At 63.3% G+C, this 19,097-nt stretch carries 18 protein-coding genes; 6 read left to right on the forward strand and 12 right to left on the reverse strand.

Annotated elements, in window-relative coordinates; genetic code table 11:
- Window positions 1–4 precede the first annotated feature (4 nt).
- The 4 genes from ABNX08_RS34320 to ABNX08_RS34335 all read right to left on the reverse strand — a co-directional run bounded on the left by ABNX08_RS34320 (window position 5) and on the right by ABNX08_RS34335 (window position 3,041).
- On the reverse strand, window positions 5–718 hold the full coding sequence (locus ABNX08_RS34320; RefSeq protein ID WP_022539906.1) for an aspartate/glutamate racemase family protein: 714 nt from the start codon (window positions 716–718) through the stop codon (window positions 5–7).
- Between the two features lie 15 nt (window positions 719–733).
- The gene (locus tag ABNX08_RS34325) at window positions 734–1,489 is read right to left on the reverse strand and encodes a glutamine amidotransferase (protein ID WP_349608385.1); all 756 of its coding nucleotides are present in this window, start codon (window positions 1,487–1,489) and stop codon (window positions 734–736) included.
- 160 nt (window positions 1,490–1,649) lie between these two features.
- Window positions 1,650–2,102: a RidA family protein gene (locus ABNX08_RS34330; protein WP_349608387.1), complete on the reverse strand. Its 453-nt coding sequence runs from the start codon at window positions 2,100–2,102 to the stop codon at window positions 1,650–1,652.
- Between the two features lie 57 nt (window positions 2,103–2,159).
- Window positions 2,160–3,041 carry a PhzF family phenazine biosynthesis protein gene (locus ABNX08_RS34335; RefSeq protein ID WP_349608389.1) on the reverse strand — a complete coding sequence of 294 codons (882 nt, stop codon included), beginning with the start codon at window positions 3,039–3,041 and terminating at the stop codon, window positions 2,160–2,162.
- 199 nt (window positions 3,042–3,240) lie between these two features.
- On the opposite strand from ABNX08_RS34335, the gene ABNX08_RS34340 reads away from it, so the two are divergent.
- Together ABNX08_RS34340 and ABNX08_RS34345 are read left to right on the forward strand one after the other, a co-directional pair.
- A complete protein-coding gene (locus tag ABNX08_RS34340; protein WP_349608391.1) occupies window positions 3,241–4,701 on the forward strand; it encodes a PLP-dependent aminotransferase family protein in 1,461 nt (486 codons plus the stop codon).
- A 473-nt stretch (window positions 4,702–5,174) separates the two neighbouring features.
- Entirely contained in the window at window positions 5,175–6,731 is a 1,557-nt protein-coding gene (locus ABNX08_RS34345; RefSeq protein ID WP_349608393.1) for a methyl-accepting chemotaxis protein, read from the forward strand.
- Window positions 6,732–7,033: 302 nt separating this feature from the next.
- Here the strand turns inward: ABNX08_RS34345 and ABNX08_RS34350 are convergent, their stop codons facing one another.
- The 7 genes from ABNX08_RS34350 to ABNX08_RS34380 form a co-directional block, all read right to left on the reverse strand.
- A complete protein-coding gene (locus ABNX08_RS34350; protein WP_349608395.1) occupies window positions 7,034–7,957 on the reverse strand; it encodes a tripartite tricarboxylate transporter substrate binding protein in 924 nt (307 codons plus the stop codon).
- A gap of 125 nt (window positions 7,958–8,082) precedes the next feature.
- Window positions 8,083–8,922, reverse strand: coding sequence for an SDR family oxidoreductase (locus ABNX08_RS34355; protein WP_349608543.1), 840 nt, complete (start codon window positions 8,920–8,922; stop codon window positions 8,083–8,085).
- 10 nt (window positions 8,923–8,932) lie between these two features.
- Window positions 8,933–9,475, reverse strand: a complete 543-nt coding sequence (locus ABNX08_RS34360; protein ID WP_349608397.1) for a carboxymuconolactone decarboxylase family protein — start codon at window positions 9,473–9,475, stop codon at window positions 8,933–8,935.
- A 65-nt stretch (window positions 9,476–9,540) separates the two neighbouring features.
- Window positions 9,541–10,344, reverse strand: a complete 804-nt coding sequence (locus ABNX08_RS34365; RefSeq protein WP_349608399.1) for a citryl-CoA lyase — start codon at window positions 10,342–10,344, stop codon at window positions 9,541–9,543.
- Window positions 10,341–11,060, reverse strand: a complete 720-nt coding sequence (locus ABNX08_RS34370; RefSeq protein WP_349608401.1) for an SDR family oxidoreductase — start codon at window positions 11,058–11,060, stop codon at window positions 10,341–10,343. Before ABNX08_RS34370 ends, ABNX08_RS34365 begins: the two co-directional genes overlap by 4 nt.
- A 46-nt stretch (window positions 11,061–11,106) precedes the next feature.
- On the reverse strand, window positions 11,107–12,603 hold the full coding sequence (locus ABNX08_RS34375; protein WP_349608403.1) for an AMP-binding protein: 1,497 nt from the start codon (window positions 12,601–12,603) through the stop codon (window positions 11,107–11,109).
- 60 nt (window positions 12,604–12,663) lie between these two features.
- A complete protein-coding gene (locus ABNX08_RS34380) occupies window positions 12,664–13,590 on the reverse strand; it encodes a Bug family tripartite tricarboxylate transporter substrate binding protein (RefSeq protein WP_374063777.1) in 927 nt (308 codons plus the stop codon).
- A gap of 202 nt (window positions 13,591–13,792) precedes the next feature.
- On the opposite strand from ABNX08_RS34380, the gene ABNX08_RS34385 reads away from it, so the two are divergent.
- On the forward strand, window positions 13,793–14,806 hold the full coding sequence (locus ABNX08_RS34385; RefSeq protein ID WP_349608407.1) for a substrate-binding domain-containing protein: 1,014 nt from the start codon (window positions 13,793–13,795) through the stop codon (window positions 14,804–14,806).
- Window positions 14,807–15,132: 326 nt separating this feature from the next.
- Here the strand turns inward: ABNX08_RS34385 and ABNX08_RS34390 are convergent, their stop codons facing one another.
- A complete protein-coding gene (locus ABNX08_RS34390; RefSeq protein WP_349608409.1) occupies window positions 15,133–15,651 on the reverse strand; it encodes a TetR/AcrR family transcriptional regulator in 519 nt (172 codons plus the stop codon).
- Window positions 15,652–15,900: 249 nt separating this feature from the next.
- Here ABNX08_RS34390 and ABNX08_RS34395 point away from each other — a divergent pair, with 249 nt between their 5' ends.
- From ABNX08_RS34395 to ABNX08_RS34405, 3 genes are read left to right on the forward strand one after another with little or no spacing between them, the layout of a single operon-like run.
- The gene (locus ABNX08_RS34395) at window positions 15,901–17,043 is read left to right on the forward strand and encodes a VOC family protein (protein WP_349608411.1); all 1,143 of its coding nucleotides are present in this window, start codon (window positions 15,901–15,903) and stop codon (window positions 17,041–17,043) included.
- Window positions 17,044–17,099: 56 nt separating this feature from the next.
- Window positions 17,100–18,056 (forward strand): fumarylacetoacetate hydrolase family protein, encoded by a 957-nt coding sequence (locus ABNX08_RS34400; protein WP_349608413.1) that lies wholly within the window; start codon window positions 17,100–17,102, stop codon window positions 18,054–18,056.
- A complete protein-coding gene (locus ABNX08_RS34405) occupies window positions 18,053–19,075 on the forward strand; it encodes an alcohol dehydrogenase catalytic domain-containing protein (protein ID WP_349608415.1) in 1,023 nt (340 codons plus the stop codon). Before ABNX08_RS34400 ends, ABNX08_RS34405 begins: the two co-directional genes overlap by 4 nt.
- The last annotated feature ends 22 nt before the right edge of the window (window positions 19,076–19,097 follow it).

Genomic DNA, 19,097 nt, shown 5'->3' on the forward strand with positions numbered 1-19,097 from the left:
GGTGTCAGACTCCCATGCCAGCGGCAATGCCACCCAGAGCAAAGTCCACCGCCGCTTCCACATGAATAGCGGTGGAATCGAAGCCTGGCAACGGCAGCTTATCGGTCTCGAGGATCATGCAGATCTCCGTGCAGCCGAAGATGACGGCGTCTGCCCCCTCAAGCTTCGCCTTGTTTATCAGGGAGATGAGAGCCTCGCGAGAATCGTCTAACACCTTGCCCGCGCAGAGTTCGTTAAAGATTATGTCGTGGGTAATCGTCCGCCCTTCAGTGTCGGGAACAACGACATCGATGTCATGCGTTAGCATTCGCGCACGATAGAAACCACTCTCCATCGTGTAGCGGGTTGCCAGAAGCAGAGGGCGGCGGCATCCGTACGCCTTCAGCTTGCGCGCTGTCTCGTCGACAATGTGAATAAAGGGAATGTCGATCTCCTGCTCCACCGCTTCGGCGACCAGATGCATGGTGACGGCGCAAATCAGCACACAATCGGCACCCGCACCTTGCAGGCCGCGTGCAACGGCCGCGAGGCGCATGCCGGCCTCGTCCCATCGGCTTGTCTTCTGCATGTCGACAATGGTCTGAAAATCGACAGAATGCAGAAGGAGTTCAGCCGAATGCAGCGCGCCGAGACGCTCCCGCACGGCTTCGTTGATCTTTCGGTAGTACACGGCCGAGCCCTCAAAGCTCATGCCGCCAATTAGTCCGAGAGTGCGCATATTTGTCGAGTGGTCTTATGGGTGAATGGGGAAAATGGCCGGAGTGGCTACCGTCTGGCCGACGAAGGCTTTGAGCAGGGTGGTCGCCTCATATGTTTCCTCCAAAGAACTCAGCATCGCATCAGGATCCCTTCCTTCGCGCTGTAAGATATCTGCCCTACGCCGGATGCACGCTGCGGCAATCGTACGGGTGAACTCCGGATGAAATTGGGTCGATAGAGCGTTCGGACCGTACCTGACGATCTGGTGAGGGTCATGTGCCGAAAAGGCCAACGCCTCCGCACCGCGAGGCAGTTCGATGATGGTTTGCTCGTGAGTAAGGTGAGCAGTGAAGGATTCCGGCCATTTACTGAGCAAGGGATCATTTCCCGCCGCGGATGTCTTGTGAATGCGATGGCACCCCATTTCGCGTCCATCCGGATGAAAATCCACGCGACCACCCAGCGCATGTGCCATCAGTTGATGCCCATAGCAAACGCCAAAAATCGACATCCCGACTGCTACCGCATCCCGGATCCATTCCGCTGTCGTCTCGCTCCACGGAAGTCGGTCCGTTACCATCGCCCATGATCCCGTGATGATTGCGGCGCTGCCGGGATTCGGTTCTGGAAGCACGTCGCCATCGAAAACGCGTACCACCTCTACCTCATCAATCGGTCGCTCCAATGCACGGCAAAACCATGCTGGCAAGTCGCCCAGAGGCTCACGAATTTCTTTGGGTGGGGTACCGACCTGGACGATCAGCAGTCGGGAATAACGCGCGGATGTCATAGATGAAGCAGTTCGTTAGTGGTGCGCCACCCTAGCCTTAAGGGAGCGAGTCGGTTCAGGGTCCGGCGCCGTACACAAACAATTCCGCTGGCCACCAGGGCGTCGGCAGCAATGGTCAAGCTGTTGCCGGCACCGGCCCTCTCTCGAGGAACGTGCCGCCTCACTTAGCTGCGATGCATTCGAGTTCCACGCGCGCATTGAAAGCCAGCCCCGATGCGCCGAAGACGCTGCGCGCGGGATACTTCCCGGGAGTGAAATAGGTCCGGTACACCTCGTTGAATGTCGACCACTCGCTCATATCCGCGAGCATTGCCGTGCACTTCACGATGTGGCCGAGTGCATACCCGTTGGCTTCCAGGCTGGTCTTCACGTTCTCCATGGTCTGCTTGGCCTCGGCTTTGATGCCGCCGGGAGCGACGTCCGTTGTCCCGGGAATCAGGCCGATCTGGCCGGAGAGGTACAGCGTCCCGCCCACCTTCACGGCCTCAGAGAACGGGAATTCCCCCTTCAGAACCTTTCCGCTGTTCAGGTAGACGTTCTGCGCGATGGAGGTGGACGCACCAAACGCCAGGGCCAGCGCCGCGGAAATACGAACGAACTGTTGCGCGGTCATGATGGAGTTTCTTCAAGTTAGCTTTTCAGCAGAATAGGGGAACGGCCAGCGGCCTGATCACACAGCGATGGTTCCGTCGACACACGTGACCGATTGACCTCCAACGCGAATGACGTCGTCGCCGTTAAAGGCCACAAAGATCTTTCCTGCGCGCCCAACGACCGAACCTTGCGTGCTGACATAGCTGGAACCGAAGGTCTGGACCTGGCCAGCCTCGCGAATGAACGCTGCCACCGAGCCGTTTCCGCTGCCGCAAACGGGGTCTTCATTCACGCCGAGACTGGGCGCGAAGGCGCGCACCTCGATCGCCGCAGGTGCACCCTTCTCATAGGTGCCATACACCACGATGCCGATGGACTTGTTGCGTTTGTCAAACTCCGCCATACGCACAAAGTCGGGGCGAAGCGCCAGGACGGCCTCTGCACTTTCCATCTGGACGATCGTCCAGACGGGGCCGACATTGATGAGCTTCGGCGTGTGCTCACGCTGCACCGGGGCACCAAGAATGGCCGCCAGCTCGTCAATCTGTGCATTGGTCAGGGGAACGAAGCTGGGTGTTGGCAGGTTGAAAGCAATCACCGGGCTTGAGTCGGCCGACGGAGTGACGGTCAGCTCGATCAGTCCGGCATCGCACTCCTGCTTGAGCTTGCCATTTTGCGGCGCAATCCGCCCCGCCTCCAGGAGTGCGTGCGCCGTTCCAAGGGTGGGGTGCCCCGCGAACGGCAATTCCGATTGAGGCGTAAAGATGCGCACGCGGTAGTCCGCACCCGGCTGCGTAGGCGGTAGCACGAAGGTCGTTTCGGAGAGATTGGTCCAGTTCGCAATGCGCTGCATCTCCTCGCCTGTGAGTCCTTCTGCGTCAAGGATCACGGCTACTGGGTTTCCGCGATAGGGAACGTTGGTGAAAACATCAACTTGCTTGAATGGGACGCCGGACATCTATCTGCTTCCTGAGGGTGTATTCGCGATGCGCTGCATCGCGGTTGACTGGCGAGGGGACGGCCGGTGGAACCGCCCGGCAGGCCTTCACGCGACTGCTTGCCACCAGCTGCAGGGATAATAGGAGTGGACCAGTCATGGGTACAGAGGCAGTACAATCCAAAATTTATGGTTACAGTTGACATCGAGAGGAAACCCTGTGCGAACGACCCCATCGGCAGGTAGCCTGTATCAGATCTTGGCTGATGATTTGACCGCGGCTATCTCGTCAGGACGTCTTCCCGCAGGGTCCAACCTGCCTTCCCTTCGCGAATGCGCGATACAGCGCAAACTCAGTCTCAACACCGTCACCGCCGCCTATCGGCTGCTGGAAGATCGGGGCCTGATCGTGGCTCGCCCTCAATCCGGCTTCTATGTGTGCAGTGAGCTGGCAGAACCAGAGTTCGCTTTCCGGCGCATTGCTAAGGACGTGGTGGGGGCAGCTCAGGAAGATTTAATGACTGCAGTTCTGGAGGCGCAGCAGCGGCCAGGCCATATCGATCTGGCATTCGCCGCTCCTCGCGGGAAAAAGTTCTACCCCGGCGAACGCTTGGCCCGAATGACCAGTTCGGTTCTGCGCCGCCAAGGCAACGTTGTCGCCTCTTACGCAATGCCACCGGGTTCGGAGCTCTTGCGCGACCAGATTGCCAGGCGCAGCCAGAGATTGGGGATGGACCTTACGGCCGATTGCATCGTGCTCACGCATGGCGCCATGGAAGCACTTCATCTGGCGCTTCGAGCGGTGACTCGTCCGGGCGACTTCGTCGGAATCGAGGCCCCCTCCTACTTCAATCTTTACCCCCTCTTATCCGCACTCGGGCTCAAGGCCATCGAGATTCCGACGCATCCGCAGCACGGCTTGGATGTTGACTCCGTGGAGAGCGTCCTTGCCGAGAAGCGAGTTGCAGCCCTCGTTGCCATGCCGAGCGTCCACAATCCGCTCGGATGCTCAATGCCAGTCGACGCGAAGCAGCGACTTGCCAAGCTGCTCAATCAATACAAGACCCCATTGATTGAGGATATGGTGTACGCAGAGCTTCAGTTTCTTGAGCCCTTGGCGCCCACCGTAAAAGCCTTCGATCACGGAGGATGGGTGCTGGCCTGCGGAGGATTCTCAAAAACATTGGCTCCCGACTACCGCTTGGGCTGGATCGCCGGCGGGCGCTTCAGTCAGGCCGTACAACGGCTTAAGTTTGCCTCCAGTGCGTCCGAATCCATGCTACTGAGCGAGACCGTTGGGCAGTTTCTCAAAAGCGGAGGTTATGAACGTCACCTCAGCAGTTTGAGACGGTTGTACTTCGCTCAGGTCGCCACGGTACGCGGATTAGTCGCACAATTTTTCCCTGGGGGCACGCGCGCGACTCAGCCGGCAGGAGGGTTCGTTCTTTGGGTTGAGCTGCCACCTCAGGTGGACAGCTTGAAACTGTTCCACGCGGCTTTGGAAAAGGGCATAGTAATGATGCCAGGCCAAGTTTACGCCAAGGGCCCACGCTATCGTCACTATCTCCGATTGTCCTGTTGCCAGGAGATTGATGAGCGTTTTACCAGCGCCGTCCGGACCTTGGGAGAATTAGCGGTCAAAATGCAAAAGGACGGTAACAAGGCGCCGAAGGGTCGGTGAGCCCTGGCGGTCATCCTGTCACTGAGCACCGTATGTTCTAGCCACCGTAGCGCGGTCAGGAGCGCATTGACGATGGAACCAAGATCTTGGGCGGACTGCGTCTTAGACGGACTGCGCGCCTGGCGGACTACGCTGGACTTGCTCGGCTTGTCGCAATGGCGGGACGCCCGTGATCGCCGCCGCCGAAGTTCGGGCGACCCTTACCGGAGTACCGTCGTAGGCAGCGTGGCGTGTTCGGGGCTGAACGGCCAGATGCCTGAATGCAATCCGTCCGAAGGGGTAAGGATGCATTGCAATTGCGCCCGGTCAAGCGGCAGCGATGTTCGTCGTGAACCATCTCCTCGTGGTGTGACCCATCGGGAATACTACCGCGCGGTCCTGCGATCTGGCGATCGGGGAGTGGGGTGGGAAATCAGGGGCGACTTTCCAAGCAAAGTCGGAGCGAGGTTGCATCAAGACAGACAACCAGCCATATGAGAGTGAATCTGCCGGTCACAGACAAAGAGTACGAACTGCCAGCGGGCGAGGTCATCATCACCAGGACCGATGTGCAGGGCAATATCGAATATGCCAACCAGGCGTTCTTCCGCAGCAGCGGGTACGACCGTGCCGAGGTCATCGGCCAGGCGCAGAACATCATCCGCCATCCCGACATGCCAGCGGCCGCGTTTGCCGATATGTGGGCAACCATCCGCGCCGGTACGCCGTGGACCGGCGTGGTGAAGAACCGCCGCAAGGACGGCGGCTTCTACTGGGTGCTGGCCAATGTCACGCCGGTCCTCCAGGACGGCAAGCCCTCGGGCTACCTGTCGGTGCGGACCAAGCCCGCCCGGGCGCGGATTGTCGCTGCAACCCGTCTTTACGCCGATCTGCAGCGCGGGCCGCGCTCCCGCTGGCGTTTGTCTGGTGGCGAGGCTTTTCGCAAGGGCGCCGCGGGTGTCAACCAACGCATGCTGCGGCTGCCTGTGGTGGCGCGTCTGCTCGCGGTCCAGTTCGCGCAGATCCTGCTGATCCTGATGGCGGCGGCAGGTGCGACGTTCTGGTCGGCTCCCTCTGCCGTCACCTGGACGCTGGCTGGGGCGGCGGCGGCGATGTGCAGCGCGGCCGCCTGCTACCTCGTGTTGAACATATTCAGGCCGCTGACGGGCTTGAATCAGAGCGCGCTGGCCGTGCTGTCCGGGCAGTTGCAGCACCAGTTTCCCGAGTGCGGGGACGCGCAGACGCACCTGCTTGGCCGCTTCCTGAACCAGATGAATGCGCGCCTGGTAGGCGTGCTGTTGGATACGCGGACGTCGATTGCCGGCGTGTGGCAGTCTTCCGTCGGACTGGCAAGCGGCAATGCCGACCTGTCCGGGCGGACCGAGCAGCAGGCCAGCGCCATCGAAGAAACGACCGCCACGCTTGCGCAGATCACGGAGACCGCATGGCAGAATGCGAGCGATGCTGAACAGGCCCACCAGGAAGGGCGCCGTACCGCCGAAGCAGCTTGCGCAGCCGCAGGCGGGGTGCGCCGCGCGGCCACGATGATGGAGAAGCTGAGCATACAATCGCGCAAGATTGCCGAAATCACCGCGGTCATTGACGACATTGCCATGCAGACCAACCTGCTGGCCTTGAACGCCGCGGTGGAGGCGGCACGCGCCGGCCAGCACGGGCGCGGCTTCTCGGTGGTGGCGAGCGAGGTGCGAACGCTGGCCCAGCGGTCCGCGGCGGCCGCCAAGCAGATCAAGGCGCAGATCGAGAACTCGCTCGAAGTTGTGGAGGCCAGCACTGAGGCTGCGGTCAGTGCCGGCAGCGAAATGGACCGTGTCGAGCAATCCGTCTCGGCGCTGATACGGACGATCTCGGCGATTGCCAATGCCAGCAGGGGGCAGAGCGTCGAGATCGAGCAGGCCAGCACGGCGGTCGAGCAGATCACGCAGATCACGCAGATGAACGCAGCACTGGTCGATGAGTCGGCCGCAGCGGCAATGGAGCTGAAGCAGCAGGCGCAGGCACTGGAAGATGCGGTGAACGTCCTTGCGAGCTAGGCTTGACATGGGTTCGGCAGCGCCTGCTGCGGGCTGCCGCGGCCTGAACGGCTGGCCGAAGTACTCCGGTCACGTGACAGGCGGGCCCACCCGTCGCGGGGGACGGAGCGCAGGGAATCCGAAGCCTTGTGCGGTGATTTCACAGCGCGATGGGGCGTGCGTTTGCGGGGTACGTGCGCCTGAGTTGAATGCTTTGGGTGTCAGGGAGCCCAAGGAGCAAAAAGCCCCGAGAGTCGTCTGACTTTCGGGGTTTTCCCACTCGGGTGGCCGGAAATCAGTCGAATTGGACTCCGGAATCGGGCTCAGTCCAGATGGATCTCATTGGCCCGTGCGATGTTCTGCCATACCAGCAGGTCGGCTCGCACCGTCTGGGCGAATTGCTCCGGTGTCTTCAGCGGCGGGTCGACCAGGTTGAGTTGCAGGAACCGCTCGCGCAACTCAGGCGCTGAAAGCGTGCCCAGGATCTCGCGGTGTACCGCGGCCACCACGGATTGAGGGGTGCCTTTGGGTGCGAAGACGCCATACCAGGCATCTGTATCGAAGGGGTAGCCTTGCTCCGTCATGGTTTGCAACGCTGGCAGGGCGGGGCCCCGATGAGAGCCAGTGATGGCGATGCCGCGCAGCTTCCCGGCCTTGATCAGTGGCACGGAACTGGTAGCGTCGACGAAGGCGACCTGAATCCGTCCGCCCTGCATGTCCTGGTAGATCTGACTGATGGTCTTGTAGGGAACGTGGCGGATATCGAGGCCGTTCCGACGCTTCAAGGACTCCATGACCAGCTGTCCCGTCGATCCTGGCCCCCAGGTTGCGTAGTCGTACTTGCCGGGGTTTGCCTTCACCAGGCTCACAAAGGCCTTGAGATCGTGCGCCGGGAAGTCGTTGGAGACCACCAGGTGGATGCCGCCGGAGAAGATCTGCGCTACAGGCACCAGGTCACGTGTCACGTCGAATGGCAGTTTGCTCAGCAACGCCTGGCTGATGACGGTCGATGACGAACTGGCAAAGAGCAGGGTGTAGCCATCGGGAGCGGCCTTTGCGACGGCGTCGACCCCGATGACGCCGTTGGCGCCGGGCCGGTTGTCCACGACCACAGGCTGCTTCAGGGACCGGCTCAGTCGTTCCGCAAAGATCCGCGCGATAGTGTCAGGGCCGCTGCCGCCTGCACTCGGAAGAATCAGCCGCACTGGCCGCGCGGGCCAGGTGTCCGCGAGCACCGTGCCGGTCATGCAGGCCATGGCCAGCCACGCACACCGCGCAAGGTACCATGAGGCCACGCGAGCGCGGCCGGCGCATAAGGTCCAGATTTTCATTTGGGTCTCCTCCTTGGTATGCCCAATCGGCGCCGGGTTGCTCAGGCTGCGGTGCGCACGGCACCAATCGACAGTCCGCCGTCCACGACCAGCATTTGGCCGTTGACGTAAGAGGATTCGGTGCTGATGAGGAAGAGAGCGGCGTTGGCGACTTCCCAGCCTGTGCCTTGGCGGCCAAAGGGCAGGGGGCGTGCCGCGCGCGACGGGCGGGCGCGGGAGGCGTCGCGTCCCATCGGCGTGTCGATCAGGCCTGGCGCGAGCACGTTGGCGCGCAGTCCTGTGCTTTGTCCGGCAAAGGCGACGGCGCGACCGAGGGCCATCAGACCGGCTTTGGACGATTCATAGGCCGGCAGGCCGCTCAGAGGCGAAATTGCCGCAGTGGAGGCGACGAAGACGACTGCGCTGCCGGGTGGCATGACGGCCGCCGCCTCCTGTGCGCAGAACATTGGCGCCCGCAGGTTCAGGTCTTGCACACGATCCCAGTCGGCAGGATTCTCGTTGCCAAAGCGGTTCTGGTTGCCGATGCCGACATTGACGACGACCCCGTCCAGGCCGTCCATGGCGGCTACTGCTTCGCGCACCATCCGCGAAATCTGGGCAGGGTCCGAAACGTCAACTTGCACGACGAAGCCCCGCCCGCCTTCGCGAGCGATCCAGTCAACCGTGCCTTGGGCGGCACCGGGATCGATGTCGGCGCAAGTCACCGCTGCGCCCTCGCGCGCAAACAGCACCGACATGGCGCGTCCGTTTCCGACGGAAGGGAGCGGATCCACGGTCTGGCGCTGGCCAGCGCCAACCACCAGGATACGCCGGCCGGCAAGGCGCCCCTCGCGCCGGGCAGTGCCCAGTGCAGGCGCAAAGAGTTGTTGTTCAGGACGCATTTGCAGCGCATTAGTCACGGGGAATCTCCAGGTGTTCAAGCGGCGGGCTCTCAATATCGACTTCCAGGTTTTCCAGCAGGCGTGACACCAGCATGTAGTAGCCGATGGTCACCAGCAGTTCCATGGTCTGCTGATCTCCGAGTGCCTTCGCAACGCGCGCATACAGCTCCTCGGGGGCCTTGACGTCCCGCACCACGGCATCGGTGAATGCGACCACCAGTGCCTCGCGTGAGTCGAGGGCCTCGGTTGAGCCCGGCCCGAGGACAGCTTCGATCTTTGCCTGGGGCACACCGGCGGCGCGCGCCACCCGGCGATGCTGATGGATCTCGTAGGTGGCCTTGCACAGTGCGCCAACCCTGAGGATGGCCAGCTCGCGCAGTGTTGCCGGGAGCGCCGATTTCGCGAGAATGGCGCGCCCCAGCGCCAGGAAGCCGATAGCGGTCTCGGGCGCGTTGGGGAGAATGCGGTACAGGTTGAGCGGCGGACGGCCGCGCACCAGCTCGCCGAGCGGGCCGGTGACTTCGTTGACGTCGAAATATGGCATGCGAGCCATGGAGTCTCCTCTGGCCGCGTTGGCGCGGCTCGTGGGTGGTGGATGGAGCGGAAAACTTCTGTGTATCAGGACAGCACGTTGCGCTTGTCCTGACGGAGTACCAGGTCCCACATGAGCGCAGCGGTGGGATGCTCGCGCTCCTCCAGAACGTGGGCGACCAGGCCGGCGCAGCGTCCAATCAGTGCGAGGCCGCGGCCAAACAGGGGATCAAGCCCCATGTCGGCCAGGATGGCGCCGATGGCACCGGCGGCGTTGAGCGGGAGCTTCTGCTTTCTATTCCCATCAGCGCCCGGCTCGCCTGACGCGTCTGCGAGTGCGAGGGCCAAACGGCAGTGCCGGCCGAAGAATCCGCTGGCGCTGGCGGTATCGAACAACGCCGGAACGCGCGGATCGCCGTCGGCGTGGATCGGATGGCCCAGGCCGGGTAGGGCGCGCCCGGCCCGTCGCGCAGTCGCCACGACCCGGCGTGCGGTCTCGTGCAATACGGGCCCTTGTGCGTCCGGGTCCAGATCAGCAGCTTCTCGCAAGAGGAGTTCGGCGGTGTTCTGCACCGTGCCGAGAAAGCGTTCCCCTGCGCCAAGCAGGCCAGCGGCGACGGCGCCCTGCAGTGACTCGGGAGCGCCAAGCCAGGTCATGCGCGTGCTGATGGCACTGGGTGTCAGCCCATGGTCCACCGCTGTGACGAGTAGCGTGTCGATCATGCGCGCCTCAGCCTTGTCCGGCAGCCTGCCGAGCGCGACCAGGCACAGCATCTGCACAAAATCGAGCTTGCCGATAACGTCGCGCGCGAGATCGCGTCCACGCACCGCAATACGGTCGGGCGTGGTGGTGCCGATGTCAGTGCAGATGCTCCCGCGAGCGGTACTCATGCGGACAACCCCACGGTAATGCCGCCACAGACATGCAAGACCTGCCCGGTCACGAAGGACGCACGCGTATCCAGAAAGAACTCCACGGCGTGGACGATGTCCTCGGCCGTGCCCAGCCGTTTCACGGGAACGCCGGCGACGATACGCTGCGTCAACGCCTGCTGTGCCGGATTGGCCGCGCCGAACGCCGCAGTGGCGATCGGCCCCGGTGCGACCGCATTCACGGTAATGCCGTCCGCGCCTAGTTCGAGCGCCCACGTCCGGGTCATCGCGTTGAGGGCGCCCTTGGTCGCGGCGTAGGCAGTGCGCATTTCCTTGCCCAGCGCCGCACGGCTGGAGATATTGACAATGCGGCCCTGCCGCGCCGCGCGCATGGCGGGCAACACCGCCTGGGCGCATTGCAGGGCGGCGCGGGCGTTAACCAGCATCTGATTGTCGAAGTCGTCCAACGCCGTATCGTCGATGTTGGCGGCACGCAGCGTGGCCACATTGTTGACGAGCCCGCCGAACGCATGCTTGCCGCAGGCATGGCGCAGGACTGCAGCAAGCTCAGTCTCACTGGCCATGTCTGCATCGTAGAACTCCACGATGTCCGGCTGGGGCGGCACGACGCGGTCGACGCTCACGACATGGCAGCCGCGTCTCGCCAGGGTCTGGCACAAGGCCCAGCCGATACCGCCGGAGCCACCGGTGACAAGTACAGATTCAGGAATCATGATGCGAGCGTCTCCTTGACGAAATGAGCCTTGCAGTCCGGACTCGTCAGCTGCCCCGGAGGGCCTGTTTTGAAACCTTGCCGTTCGCGGTCACAGGCAGACTGTCGAGAAAGTGGATTTGTTTAGGCGTCTGGACGGGGCCGAGGCGAGCTCTGACCACGGCCCTGAGCGTGTCGGCCGACACGTCGGTGCCAGGCCTGAGTTGGACGGCTGCGTGTACGGCTTCACCCCAGCGAGGATCGTCGACGCCGAAGACCGCGCACCGGCAGACGGCCGGGTGCTCGCCCAAGGCATTCTCGACGTCAGTCGGGTAGACGTTAAAGCCGCCGCTGATGACCATATCTCGCAGCCGGTCCTTTAGGTAGAGAAATCCTTGCGAGTCCAGGTATCCGCCATCGCCGGTATGCAGCCAGCCGTCGACGATGGTCTCGCTGGTCTTTTCTGGCTGTCGCCAATAGCCGCTCATCAACAGGTCGCCGCGAACGACGATTTCTCCGGCCTCTCCCGGCGGCAGCAAGCGGCCGTCCGGGGCCATGATCCCAATCTCGGCCAGAGGAGTGGCGCGGCCGACAGATCCGTGGCGCACTGGGTTGCGCAGGTCGGCCGCAGGCATATACGCAATGACCGCCGGCGCCTCGGTCTGTCCGAACGAGGTTTCGAGAGTGCCGAACACCGCGATGGCCTGGGCGATGCGGTCTGCTCGCATCGGCGCGGCGGCATAGACCAGATGCCGCAGGTGCGACCAGTCCCGCTCAGCAACACCGGGTTCATCGAGCAAGTCGTAGATCAGCGTGGGCGGCATGAAGGTCGCGGTGATGCGGCCGCTTTCGAGCTGGTCCAGTACTGACTTCGGCCTGGTCGAACTCGCCAGGACAATGGTGCCCCCGCAGGCAAACACGGGAAGAAGGAAGGTCGACGTACCGTGCGTGATCGACGCCACTGCGAGATAGCGCTCATCTTCCCGCAATTGCATTGCTGTCAGGATCGATACGACCGTGGCATTCCAGGCGCGTAGGGATTGCATAACGCCTTTGGGGGCGCCCGTCGTACCACCAGTGAACTTGATGGCCTGGATTTCGGACAATTCCCTTGACTGGCGTCGTGGCATACGCCCTTGCCATGCCGCTATCAAGCCCTCCACACTGTCCGGTTCACGGGAGTGGGCACCGCAAGCAACGCGCAGCGTGCCGGCAGGGACCGCGTAACAGGCCTGCTCACGGTGTGCTTCGTCAAACACGAGAATCGACGGTGTCGTGAACTCGATGATCCTGGCAAGTTCCGGGCCGGCGCTGCGCGGATTGAGCGGCACCCAGGTCTTGCCTGCCGCCAGGGTCGCCATCAAGGCGACCACGTGCGGGACGCTGTTACCGGCACAGATGGCCACCCGAGAGCCGGGCACCGGATCGATGTCCTGGAAGGCGGTGGCTAGCGCGGACACTTGCCGGGCCAGTTCGCCGTAAGTCACTGAGACATCTTCTGCTTCCAGGGCAATACGCTGGGGGAACGCGCTTGCGGTTCTCAGCAGGAAGTCAATCGGCTGCATACGTACTCCGGTTTGAAAAATCGGCCGACACGACTGCCGCACGAAACGGGGCGAGGGATCTCATTCCGGCCGCGCTCCCGACACTTTGACGATTCGATCCCATCTGACCATCTCGTCGTCCACGAAGCGAGCGAACTCCGTGGGGCTCATGGCCTGTGTGTCAGCGCCCATTTCGACAAAACGCTTTCGCAGCGTGTCACTGGTCACGGCTTTCCTCACGGCCTCATTCAGGCGATCCACGACATCAGGCGGTGTGTTTGCCGGCGCGAAGAGGCCGCTCCAGTTGCTGACGGTGTAGCCCGGGACACCGGCTTCCGCGAGGGTAGGCACCTCGGGCAACGCGGGTAAGCGACGCGCAGAAGTGACTGCAAGAGGCCGCACCAGTCCTTTGGCAATCAGAGGAAGCGAAGACGGCACGTTGTCAAACATCAGCTGAACGCGGCCGCCCATCAGGTCCGTGAGCGCTGCGGACGCGCCGCGGTAGGGCACGTGTGTAAAGCGCGTGCCGGTCATCGTCTGGAACAGTTCGCCGGACATATGAATGCTGCTGCCATTGCCCGACGAGCCCATCATCAACTGGCCGGGCCGGCTTTTTGCCAGCGCAACCAGCTCCTTGACCGTACGGGCCGGCACTTCGGGATGGACAACGAGGACGTTGGCGCCGGAAGAGACCAATGCCACCGGCTGGAAGTCCTTGCGGGGTGAATACGGCAGGTTGCTGTACAGGCTGGGATTGATGCCGTGCGTGCCGATCGTGCCGAGCAGCACGGTGTAGCCGTCGGCGGACGCATTGGCGACGGCTCCGGCTGCGATATTGCCGCCGGCCCCTGCACGGTTCTCCACCACAAAAGGCAGGCCAAGCGTTTGCGTCAGTTGCTGGGCCAGGAGGCGGCCGAACACGTCAGCCGTACCGCCCGGCGGGAACGGGACGACGAGTCGGACCGGGCGGGACGGATAGGTTTGCGCCAGCGCCGGCGTGCCAAGCATCGAAATGGCTGTTGCAGCAAGCAAGCCTGACAGGAGTCGGTACAGCATGCAGGGTCTCCGGTGCGGGCGCATCCAGGGGCGCCTTTCTGCAGAATTCGGAAAACGTTTTCAGATCAGAAATGCAAGAGAAAACGGCGTGGTGGTAAATTAACAGTCGGAAAAACTGGCGTCCAACTGTGGAACGTTTTCATTAGGGAAGACCATGACGCAACGCGTATCTGTGAGGGATGTGGCTGAGGCTGCGGGCGTTTCAATCGGCAGCGTGTCACGCGTGTTGAATGGGACGGGTTACGCCAGCGCCGCGCTACGCGCACGGGTTCTGGCTGCCGTGGACAAGCTGGGGTATGCGCCGAGCTTTGCCGCGAAACACCTGCGCACAGGGCGCAGCCACACGGTCGGATACCTGGTTTCGAACATTCGCAATCCGCTGCTGGCTGCCCATTTCAGCGAGGTGGAGCGTCACCTGCAGACGGCCGGCTATTCGGTCATAGTGGGAAATACGCTGGACCAGCCTCACCGTGATCGCGAACTGGTAACACTCTTCGAGACGCGGCGGCTCGAGGGCATCATTGCTGCGCCCAGCGTGGAAAGCGAGTCGCCAGCGGATTTTGTGTTCAGTGCATGTGGCTTGCCCGTTGTCATTCTTGACAGGGAGACGCCAACGCCGATGGACGCGGTCATGCTCGACCATCGTGCCGGCGTACGGCAGTCAGTGGAATACCTTGTTTCGCTTGGCCATCGCCGAATTGCCCTGTTCGGTCCCGGGGAGCACATTCGGCCCGGGCGCGAGAAGTTGTTCGGATATCAAGACGGGCTTCAGGCGGCGGGGATCCCCTATGACCCGGCGCTGGTATTCATGTCACGTTCGGCCGTAGATTCTTCACGAGCGCAGATGAGTGTCATGCTTGGCCTCAAACAGCCGCCCACCGCAATAATCGGGCTAGGCACCCGCTTGCTCTCCGGCGCCATCTACGCGGCGAGGAAAGCAGGACTGGATATTCCGCACGATCTTTCAGTTATAGGCATTGGCACCCCGGAAACACTGGAGCTAATGTACCCACCGCTAACAACGCTGCACTTCAATATCGAAGCGGCGGCGCAAGCCGCGGCGCAATTGATGCTGGATAGACTGGAAGGCGTTGTCGATGTGCCCGCACGCCAGGTAAATGTGCCGTTGGATCTCGTCCTCGGGGAGTCCTGTGCGATGCGAAAGTGACCGCCCTCCGCGGCTCGGAGAACTGCCCATTCTTCGAGAGGAAACACAGAATTTTGTCGCCGACTCTCCGACTCTCCGACTCGCTGGTACAGGCCGATGTCGGGTCGATGTACCGGAAAGTGATCGGCAACCGCTGCCCGGCGCTAGTCGCGCTTGGGAACCGTCGGGCGCAAGACTGTACTCGCCGCCCGTGCCGCCGTCTGTACGTACCGGCTAGCATCTCGATATCCCCAGCGGCTTGGGTCACGAAGGTTTCGTTCATCTGCCGTTATGAATCCTGGGTCCGCACGATGAAGCGCCCCCAAACCGGGTCGTGCACCGCTTGGTCAGAAACATTCTCTGGATGTAGCTGATCGCGACGGCCTTGTCGGGCTCCCTCTGGGAGATGTCGTCGGTAGTGTGCCGATCTCCGTCGCGCGTTGGGCAAATACCGCTCGCGCGATATCCTCCTTCGGCTTGAAGTGATTGTAAAAGCTGCCGAAGCCCACATCGGCCAGCCGTGCAATCTCCTCGATCGTGCATTGCTTGAAGCCCTTCTCGGCCATCAGGAAGTGCGCGGCCACAATCAGCTTGTTTCGCGTGCGCAGGCGCGAACGTGCGCCGCGGGTCAGAGGGGCATCCGAAGGCGCCGACACGTCAGTGCGAACTTCTTTCGGCTTCTGGTTTCGTGTAGCCGTCTTTCTCACTGCCTTTTTTTGCGCCAGCGTCCCCGCGCAACGATGCTTGTTGTCTTCTCGGTTCGTCCATCTTGATTTGTCCAGATCGGCGGCGCCCTCAGGTCGTGGCCGCCGCACTTCAGCGCTATCACCCTCCGAGACCGCTCTGCCCGACCAGTAGTAGGGCATTTCCGTCGATCCGCATCTGCGCGACAGTGAGCTCTCCATTGAATGCGCTCGCGAACGTCGGCCACGCCTGGAACAGGAAGCATCTCACGCGGGCCACACGCGAATCACGCCGAATGAAGCACACGTCGCAAGCGGGTGCGGACAAACGCCAGATCGTCTTTTAATATTGACTAACTCGTCAGGATGACGATAATGTCGTCAAAACATAGGGTGCCACCTATAGCGGCGCCCGACCATTCAGGAGACGCCATGACCCGCCCGCCCCGCAGCGTGCTGCGCACGCCGCCGGCTTTCCCCGAAAGCGCGCTGCCTGCCTTCGTCCAGAAGCTCAACCGGCCCGAAGCCCTGGTCAAGGCCCAGGCGCTTGCCTTCCTGATGTTCGAGAAGCGCGATCTGCGCGCGACGGAGACCTTCCTGACGGATTTCGGCATGCGCTGCGTGTCGCGCACCGGCAGCCGGCTGTTGATGCGCGGCGCCGGCGTCCAGCCGTGCCTGATGCTCGTGACGCAAGGCCAGCGCTCGCGCTATGTCGGCGCGGCCTTCTCGGTGCGCAGCGAGGCAGACCTGCTCCACCTCGAGGCCAACGCGAATGCCCGCCGCCTGTCGGCCGACGAGATCCCGGGCGGCGGCGCCGGCGTCGAACTGACCGATCCCGCCGGGAACTTGCTGTGGCTGGTGACCGGCCAGCAGCCGTTCGACCCGCTGCCATTGCGGGACCCGCTGCATTCGCTCACCAACGACCCGGGGCAGCTTCGGCGGGTGAATGCTACGGTCCGGCCGCCGCTGGAGCCCGCAGCCGTGGTCAAGCTCGGCCACGTTGTGCTCCAGACAGTCGACTTTCCCGGCATGGCGCGCTGGTATATGCGTCATCTCGGCCTGATCCCGACCGATGTCCAGTATCTGGAGGACGGGTCACCCAATCTCTGCTTCTTCCGCCTGGACCTCGGCAGCACGCCTGCGGACCATCACACCTTCGTGGTCGCCGGCGGCATCGAGGAGAAATACGAGCACAGTGCATACGAAGTGCTTGACCTCGACGCGCTCGGCCAGGGCCACAACGTGCTGCGCGCGAATGGCCACCGCCATATGTGGGGGATTGGGCGCCATGTGCTCGGCAGCCAGCTGTTCGATTACTGGTTCGATCCGGACGGCATGGAATTCGAGCACTACGCCGACGGCGATGTCTTCACCGCCGACCGGGAAACCCACTACGTGCCGTTGGAAATGTCCGGCATCTGGGCATGGGGCGACGACGTCCCCGCCAGCATGGGTGTCAAGCGCAATCTCGCCACAGTGTTCCGCGTTGCGCGACTGTTGCGCGCCGGCCGGCTCTCGGCCGCGCGGCTGAAGCTGCTTGGGCGCGCGATGACCCAGGCGCGGCCCTGGCTCTGAGCCTGCGCTACCGCTCCCGCTCCCGTACCACCCCCCCCTCACGTCAAGGAAAGCAAATGTCCGTCAAAGTTGTCCGATATATCCACGGCGGGGAGCCCGGCTGGGGTGTGGTCCACGACCGCCGCATTGCGCCGCTGTCTTGCGGCTCCACCAGCACCGCCGACTTCGTCGCGAACGGTCTCGAAGCCGCGTGGCGCAGCACCCCCGACCAGGCCACGCTGCCGCTCGACGCGGTCACGCTGCTGCCGCCGGTCACGTCTGACCGCCAGTTCCTGTGCCAGGGCATCAACTACGCCAGCCATGTGCGTGAGTCCGGCATGGACCCCGACAAGATCGGTTTCAACACCCTGTTCACCAAGGCCCCGTCCTGCCTTGCGCCCGCCGACGCCGACGTGGTGCGGCCGGCGCATGTGCGCCTGCTCGACTATGAAATCGAGCTCGGTCTGGTGGTGCGCAAGCCGCTGAGCGGCGCGGTCCAGGTCGGGCCGGACCAGCTGCACGAGTTCCTCGCTGGCGTGACCATCGTCAACGACATTTCGGCGCGCGACGTCCAGTTGCCGCAGGCGCAGTTTTACAAGGGCAAGAGCTACCGCAGCTTCGGCCCGGTCGGGCCCTTCCTGGTGCTGTTGAACGCCGAGGAATGGCGGCGCTGGCCCGAGTTCCGTATGCAGCTGCATGTCAACGGGCAGCCCCGCCAGGACGCCTATTGCGGGGACATGATTTTCAAGCCGCACCAGACGCTTACCGAGCTGTCCGCCCTGCACGACGTGCAACCTGGCGATCTGATCGCCACCGGCACACCGGCAGGCTGCGCCGCCCGTGCGCCTGGCAAGCTCGCCATGTGGGTGTTCCGGCATGTGCTGTCCGAGAGCGCGAAGTGGCGCGTCTTCATCAAGAAGGGCCTGTCCAACCCGGCTTACCTGCGGCCGGGCGACATCATGACCGCTGCGATCCGCACCGACGACGGCGCCATCGACCTGGGCGAGCAGCGCAATCGGGTGGTGGCGTCATGAGCCCCAGCTATGTCGCCGCCATCGACGGCTTTGGCGCTGCGTTCGCGTTGCGGCTGCGCCCGGCGCCCCGCCCGCAGCCGCGCCAGGGGGAGATCGTGGTGCAAGTGGAGGCCGCAGCGGTCAATCCCATCGATGTGCGCCGCCGCGGCGGCTATGGCAGCAGAATCTTCTCGCTCATGGGCGCGGCGCGCATGCCGCTCGTGCTCGGTAACGATTTTGTCGGGACGGTTTGCGCGGTGGGCCAGGGTGTGACCGGGCTGCGCGAAGGCGATGCCGTGTTCGGCGCCAAGCCGCCGTCGAGTGCGGGCACGCATGCCACCCATGTCGCCATGCGCGCCGAACACGCTCGCCTGAGGCCGTCGTCCATCCCGGCCGCCGCCCTGGCGACGCTACCGTACAACTTCCTGACCGTGACGCGCGCGTTCGCCGACGCCGGGATCTGCCGCGAGACCGTGAACGGGCGTCCCGTGCTCGTGCACGGTGCCACCGGTGGCCTGGGCCAGATCGCGGTCTGGTTGCTGCACAGGCTGGGAGCGAGTGTTACCGCCGTCGGCGGAGGTAAAGGGCTCGTTGCCTGCCTGGCAGCTGGCGCCGACGAACTCGTCGATCGCCACCGCCAGTCGCTGGCGAGCCTGCCGCGGCATTTCGCTGCGACCCTGAATTTCGCCAACTGGGACGATGAAGCGGACCTGCTGTACCGGCTGGCGCCCGACGCGGCCGGTCACGCGACCACGGTCCATCCGCTGCTCGGCAACTTCGACCGGCTGGGACTGCTCAGAGGCGGGGTGGCCACGCTGGTCGGCAAGCGTGGCAAACGCGGCCTGATACCGAAGGGCGCGCGCTATGGGTGGACGACCTTCCGCCCGAACCCTTCGGCCTTGCAGGCACTGGCCGATTGCGCGGCGGCGCTGGCGCCCCCCGAGGTTAAGACTTTTACGCTCAGCCAGGCCGGGCAGGCGTTCCTGCACGTCGGCCAAGGCCAACCCCGGCGGGCCGTCTTGCTGCCAGGGCAAATCTAGAAAAAAACAGGGCCACAACAAG

It is taken from the genome of Cupriavidus sp. DF5525 (assembly GCF_040149425.2).
GTDB classification, from domain to species: Bacteria; Pseudomonadota; Gammaproteobacteria; order Burkholderiales; family Burkholderiaceae; genus Cupriavidus; species Cupriavidus pickettii_A.

Bases quoted from the DNA above. Each gene is read 5' to 3' on its own strand.
- ABNX08_RS34400 (WP_349608413.1), top strand. From the start codon at position 17,100: ATGTCCGTCAAAGTTGTCCGATATATCCACGGCGGGGAGCCCGGCTGG.
- ABNX08_RS34380 (WP_374063777.1), bottom strand. From the start codon at position 13,590: ATGCTTGGCACGCCGGCGCTGGCGCAAACCTATCCGTCCCGCCCGGTC.
- ABNX08_RS34385 (WP_349608407.1), top strand. From the start codon at position 13,793: ATGACGCAACGCGTATCTGTGAGGGATGTGGCTGAGGCTGCGGGCGTT.
- ABNX08_RS34375 (WP_349608403.1), bottom strand. From the start codon at position 12,603: ATGCAGCCGATTGACTTCCTGCTGAGAACCGCAAGCGCGTTCCCCCAG.
- ABNX08_RS34320 (WP_022539906.1), bottom strand. From the start codon at position 718: ATGCGCACTCTCGGACTAATTGGCGGCATGAGCTTTGAGGGCTCGGCC.
- ABNX08_RS34405 (WP_349608415.1), top strand. From the start codon at position 18,053: ATGAGCCCCAGCTATGTCGCCGCCATCGACGGCTTTGGCGCTGCGTTC.
- ABNX08_RS34360 (WP_349608397.1), bottom strand. From the start codon at position 9,475: ATGGCTCGCATGCCATATTTCGACGTCAACGAAGTCACCGGCCCGCTC.
- ABNX08_RS34390 (WP_349608409.1), bottom strand. From the start codon at position 15,651: ATGCCCTACTACTGGTCGGGCAGAGCGGTCTCGGAGGGTGATAGCGCT.
- ABNX08_RS34325 (WP_349608385.1), bottom strand. From the start codon at position 1,489: ATGACATCCGCGCGTTATTCCCGACTGCTGATCGTCCAGGTCGGTACC.
- ABNX08_RS34335 (WP_349608389.1), bottom strand. From the start codon at position 3,041: ATGTCCGGCGTCCCATTCAAGCAAGTTGATGTTTTCACCAACGTTCCC.
- ABNX08_RS34370 (WP_349608401.1), bottom strand. From the start codon at position 11,060: ATGATTCCTGAATCTGTACTTGTCACCGGTGGCTCCGGCGGTATCGGC.
- ABNX08_RS34345 (WP_349608393.1), top strand. From the start codon at position 5,175: ATGAGAGTGAATCTGCCGGTCACAGACAAAGAGTACGAACTGCCAGCG.
- ABNX08_RS34350 (WP_349608395.1), bottom strand. From the start codon at position 7,957: ATGACCGGCACGGTGCTCGCGGACACCTGGCCCGCGCGGCCAGTGCGG.
- ABNX08_RS34330 (WP_349608387.1), bottom strand. From the start codon at position 2,102: ATGACCGCGCAACAGTTCGTTCGTATTTCCGCGGCGCTGGCCCTGGCG.
- ABNX08_RS34395 (WP_349608411.1), top strand. From the start codon at position 15,901: ATGACCCGCCCGCCCCGCAGCGTGCTGCGCACGCCGCCGGCTTTCCCC.
- ABNX08_RS34355 (WP_349608543.1), bottom strand. From the start codon at position 8,922: ATGCGTCCTGAACAACAACTCTTTGCGCCTGCACTGGGCACTGCCCGG.
- ABNX08_RS34365 (WP_349608399.1), bottom strand. From the start codon at position 10,344: ATGAGTACCGCTCGCGGGAGCATCTGCACTGACATCGGCACCACCACG.